This window comes from Paenibacillus sp. BT-177 (assembly GCF_025846815.2).
GTDB classification, from domain to species: domain Bacteria; phylum Bacillota; class Bacilli; order Paenibacillales; family Paenibacillaceae; genus Paenibacillus; species Paenibacillus polymyxa_C.
Genome location: NZ_JAOYTP010000024.1, coordinates 1 through 5,412, shown reverse-complemented (window position 1 = coordinate 5,412; position 5,412 = coordinate 1). Strand labels below are relative to the sequence as shown.

1 protein-coding gene is annotated in these 5,412 nt (G+C 41.5%); it reads left to right on the top strand.

All coding sequences use genetic code 11. The features are described from left to right. Nucleotides 1-5,412 (top strand): non-ribosomal peptide synthetase (locus OIU26_RS25740; protein WP_264218406.1); only part of this gene is annotated, 5,412 nt, incomplete at both ends.

Here is a 5,412-nt window from a genome sequence, read left to right as displayed (position 1 = left end):
TACTTGAACAGACCGGAACTTACAGAAGAAAAATTCGCAGCAAACCCATTCGCACCGGGTGAAAGGATGTACAGGACAGGTGACCTGGCAAGGTGGCTGCCTGACGGCAACCTAGAATATCTGGGCAGGATCGACCATCAGGTAAAGATAAGAGGCTACAGGATAGAACTGGGTGAAATAGAGAACCGGTTATTAAAGCATGAAGCAATAAAAGAAGCGGTGGTATTGGACAAAGAAGGAGCTGACGGAAATAAGTATCTTTGTGGATACGTCGTACCGGATCAAGAAATAACCGTACAGGGGATGAGGGAACACTTGTCAAAAGAGCTCCCGGACTACATGATCCCTTCCTACTTTGTGCGGATGGAAAAGCTGCCATTGACCCCTAATGGAAAAATAGACAGGAAAGCATTGCCTGTGCTCGATAGCAATGTTAATACCGGCGTAGAATACGTAGTACCTTCGGGAGAAATAGAGGAGAAACTTGCGCTGTTGTGGCGGGATATCCTTGGAATAGAGAAGGTAGGAAGAAATGATAACTTCTTTATGCTTGGGGGACACTCGTTAAAGGCAACAAGCCTTGTAGCAAGAATTCACAAAGAGTTCAATATAGACATACCTCTTAAGGAAATATTCAAGACACCAACCATCTTAGAAATTGCCAGATATATTAAAGACTCAAAGGAGAGCCTATATCAGTCAATCCAACCGGCAGGAGAAATGGAATACTACCCTATGTCATCTGCACAAAGAAGGCTGTATATACTAAACCAGCTTGAAGGGGCAGGGACAGCATACAACATGCCTGGTATTATGCTGCTGGAAGGAAGCATTGATACAGCGCGTTTCCAGGAAGTCTTCAGGCAGTTGGTAAAAAGGCATGAGACTCTTAGAACATCGTTCCACATGATCGATGGTAACCCGGTCCAGAAGGTTCATGACCATGTGGAATTCAGCGTGATGTACTTTGAAACTAACGAAGAAAAAGCCGCAGAGTATGCTGGGGAATTTGCCAGACCTTTTGATCTTGGCAAGGCTCCTCTGCTAAGGGTAGAGCTTGTAAAAACGGGAGAAGACAGGCATCTTATGATGTTTGATATGCATCACATTATATCCGATGGTGTCTCCATGGACATACTGATTCGTGAGTTTATGGATCTTTATGAAGGAAACAACCCTCCAGCACTTCGGATACAGTACAAGGACTACGCTGTATGGCAGAATAAACTGTTTGATGAGGGCGGAATTAGCAGCCAGGAGGAATACTGGCTCCAAGCATTCCAGGGAGAAATACCTGTACTGAATATGCCGCTAGACTATCCAAGGCCTGTAATACAAAGCTTTGAAGGGGATTTTTTTAGCTTTGAAGCAGGCAGTGAGCTTACGAATAAATTAAACAAGCTTGCAAGGGATAATGGGGCTACGCTTTACATGACACTGCTCGCGGCATACAACATATTGCTGTCTAAGCACACCGGACAGGAAGACATAATCGTTGGAAGCCCTATAGCCGGAAGGCCACATTCAGACCTGCAGGATATCCTTGGTATGTTTGTAAATACCTTGGCTATGAGAAATTACCCCAAGGGAGATAGTACCTTTGTAGAATTCTTGAATGAAGTAAGAGAAAACGCTCTAAGGGCTTATGACAATCAGGATTACCAATTTGAAGAACTGGTTGAGAAGCTTAACTTGAAGAGGGACATGAGCAGAAACCCACTGTTTGATACTATGTTTACCATGCAAAATGCCTCTAAGGTAGAATTTGCAGTACCTGGTATAAGCTTCAGACCTTTTAATAACGGGCTAGAGTATAGAATATCAAAATTTGACCTATCCATTGATGCAATAGAGCGTGAAGATGGTATGGCTTTTAGCTTTGAATATTGTACTCGGCTTTTTAAAAAAGAGACTATAAAAAGGTTGGCGGCTCATTACCTTAACGTGTTGGAAGAGATAACCGCAAATCCGTTTAAAAGGTTGTCGGAAATAAATATGTTGTCCCAGGAGGAAAAACAGCAAATAATCTATGGCTTCAATGATACAAAAGTAGAATATCCTAAGGATAAGACCATACAAGAGCTATTTGAAGAACAAGTGGAAAAGACGCCTGATAACATAGCAGTAGTATTTGAAGATAAATACTTGACTTACGGAGAACTTAATGAAAAGGCCAATCAACTGGCTTGGATCTTAAGGGACAAGGGATTAAAACCTGACAGTGTAGTAGCTATAATGGTAGACCGGTCCATAGAAATGATAATAGGTGTAATTGCTGTATTTAAAGCAGGAGGCGCGTATTTACCCATAGACACCGAATATCCTGAAGAACGAATCAGATATATGATCGATGACAGCTTGGCTGGAATTATTCTTACGCAAGAACATCATAAAGAAAAAATTAAATTTGATCTTGATATTATAAGCTTTGATGACTGTGTGAATTACAACGGGAGAACAGAAAATCTTCCTGTCATTAATAAATCTTGTAATTTAGCATATGTCATTTATACATCAGGAACCACAGGAAAGCCAAAGGGGATCATGATAGAGCATAGAAGTCTTGTCAACATATCTTACGCATGGAAAAAGGAATATAGGCTTGCGGATATGGATGTAAAGCTGTTGCAAATCGCAAGTTTTTCTTTTGATGTATTTGTGGGAGATGTTTCGAGAACGCTGCTCAACGGAGGCCAAATGGTTATTTGTTCATCCGAGGAGAGATACGATCCTGCACGATTATATTCACTTATTAAAACCCATAAAATAACCATCTTTGAATCCACACCGGCACTGATTATTCCTCTTATGGATTATATCCATGATAATGCTTTGATTATTGATAGCCTCAAGTTGCTTATACTTGGATCAGATACTCTCTCTGTGGAAGATTATGAAAGATTACAATCCTGGTATGGAGAGAAACTGCGGGTTGTTAATAGCTATGGGGTTACTGAGTCCACCATAGATTCCAGTTATTACGAAAAGAGACTGGGAAGCTATTTGGAATCCGGGAGTGTACCTATCGGAAAGCCAATGCAAAATATAAAATACTACGTTGTTGACAAACACTTGAGACCTCAGCCTACAGGGGTTTTGGGTGAGTTGTGCATAGGGGGAGAAGGGCTTGCAAGGGGATATCTAAACCGGCCCGAACTGACAGCTGAAAAATTTGTACCTAACCCGTTTATACCAGGGGAAAGGATGTATCGTACAGGGGATCTGGCCAGATGGCTGTCTGATGGGAATATGGAATTTTTAGGAAGAGTAGATCATCAGGTAAAGATAAGGGGATTTAGAATAGAGCTGGGGGAAATAGAAGCACAACTGCTAAAGCACGTTTCAATAAAGGAAGCAGTGGTTATTGCAAGGGAAGATCAGAAGGGAAACAAGTATCTGTGTGCCTATGTGGCAGGGGAAAATGAATTAACAATAGCAGAACTAAGGGGACATCTCTTAAAGGACCTTCCAGACTATATGATACCATCCTATTTTATGCAGTTAAAAAAGCTGCCGCTGACTCCCAATGGCAAAATAGATAGGAAGGCATTGCCCGAACCTGACGGCAATATCGATGCTGGAATAGAGTATGTCGCACCCTTGGGTGAAGTGGAGGAGAAACTTGCGGGGTTGTGGCAGGATATCCTTAGTATAGAGAAAGTGGGAAGAAACGACAATTTCTTTGAGCTGGGGGGACATTCCTTAAGGGCAGCAAATCTTATTGCCAGGATTCACAAAGAGTTCAATGTAAACATACCGCTTAAAGAAATATTTAAGAGCCCAAATATGTTTGAAGTTGCCGAGTGCATCAAGATTGCAAAGGAGAGTGTATTTCATTCTATTGGGCCGGCTGGGGAGATGGAGTACTATCCAATTTCATCCGCCCAGAAAAGGCTGTATATTCTAAACCAGCTTGACGCAGTTGGGATGGCATACAACATGCCTGGTATTATGCTAATTGAAGGCAAACTCGATAAACTGCGCTTTGAACAGGCTTTTAGGGAGCTTGTTGACAGACATGAGTCTTTCCGTACCTCATTCCATATGATAGATGGTAAACCGGTACAAAAGGTCCATAGCAATGTGGATTTTAGTGTTATGTATATGGAAACCGACGAGGAAAGAGCTGCGAAAATAGCCAGTGAATTTATTAGGACCTTTGACCTTGATGAGGCTCCTTTACTTAGGGTTGGGCTTATAAAAGTTGGAGAAGACAGATATATTATGATGTTTGATAAGCACCATATTATATCTGACGGGGTGTCTGACGACATACTGGTAAGAGAATTTATGAGCCTGTATGAAGGTAAGGAACTTCCGGAACTTAAGATTCAGTACAAGGATTTTTCCGTATGGCAGAACAGGCTGTTTGCTGATGGGACAATTAGTAAGCAGGAAGAATACTGGCTCCAAGTATTCAAAGGAGAAATTCCTTTGCTTAATATGCCGCTAGACTACCCTAGGCCAGCTATACAGAGTTTTGAGGGAGATGTGATCAGTTTCAAAGCAGGCAAGGAGCTTGCTGTTAAACTGAACAAACTTGCAGTGAATAATGGTGCCACGCTCTACATGGTACTTTTAGCTTCATACAATGTCCTTTTATCCAAGTACACCGGACAGGAAGATATTATAGTTGGAAGTCCCGTTGCAGGAAGGCCGCATACTGATCTTCAGGACGTTATTGGTATGTTTGTAAACACGCTAGCCATGAGGAATCACCCTCAAGGTGGAAAGACTTTTGTGGACTTCCTTAATGAAGTAAGAGAAAACTCCTTAAGGGCTTACGAAAACCAAGATTACCAATTTGAAGAACTGGTAGATAAGCTTAACCTGGAAAGGGATCTGGGCAGAAATCCACTTTTCGATACTATGTTTGTACTGCAAAATATCGAGGCATCAGAAGTGAAGATGGATGGGCTAAGGTTTATGCCCTATGACAGTGAAGTAAGAATATCCAAGTTTGACTTGACTTTAAACGCTGAGGAAACAGAGGACGGTATTGCATTTGAATTGGAGTATGCTACCAGGTTGTTTAAGAAAGAGTCAGTTATAAGGCTTATTGCCCATTACCTTAATGTATTGGAAGAGGCAGCAGCCTTTCCTGAAAAAAGGCTATTAGAAATTGATATGCTGTCACAAGACGAAAAACATCAAATATTATATGAATTTAATAATACAAAAGCAGGATACCCTCGGGAAAAGACCATCCATCAGATTTTTGAGGAACAGGTGGAACGGACACCCAATAATATTGCTGTAGTGTTTGAAGATAAACAGCTGTCTTATAGGGAGCTAAACGAAAAGGCAAACCAACTGGCCAGAAAATTAAGAGAAAAGGGAATAAAACCTGATAGTGTAGTGGGAATTATGGTAGAACGTTCCCCGGAAATGATCATAGGGATCATGGCTGTC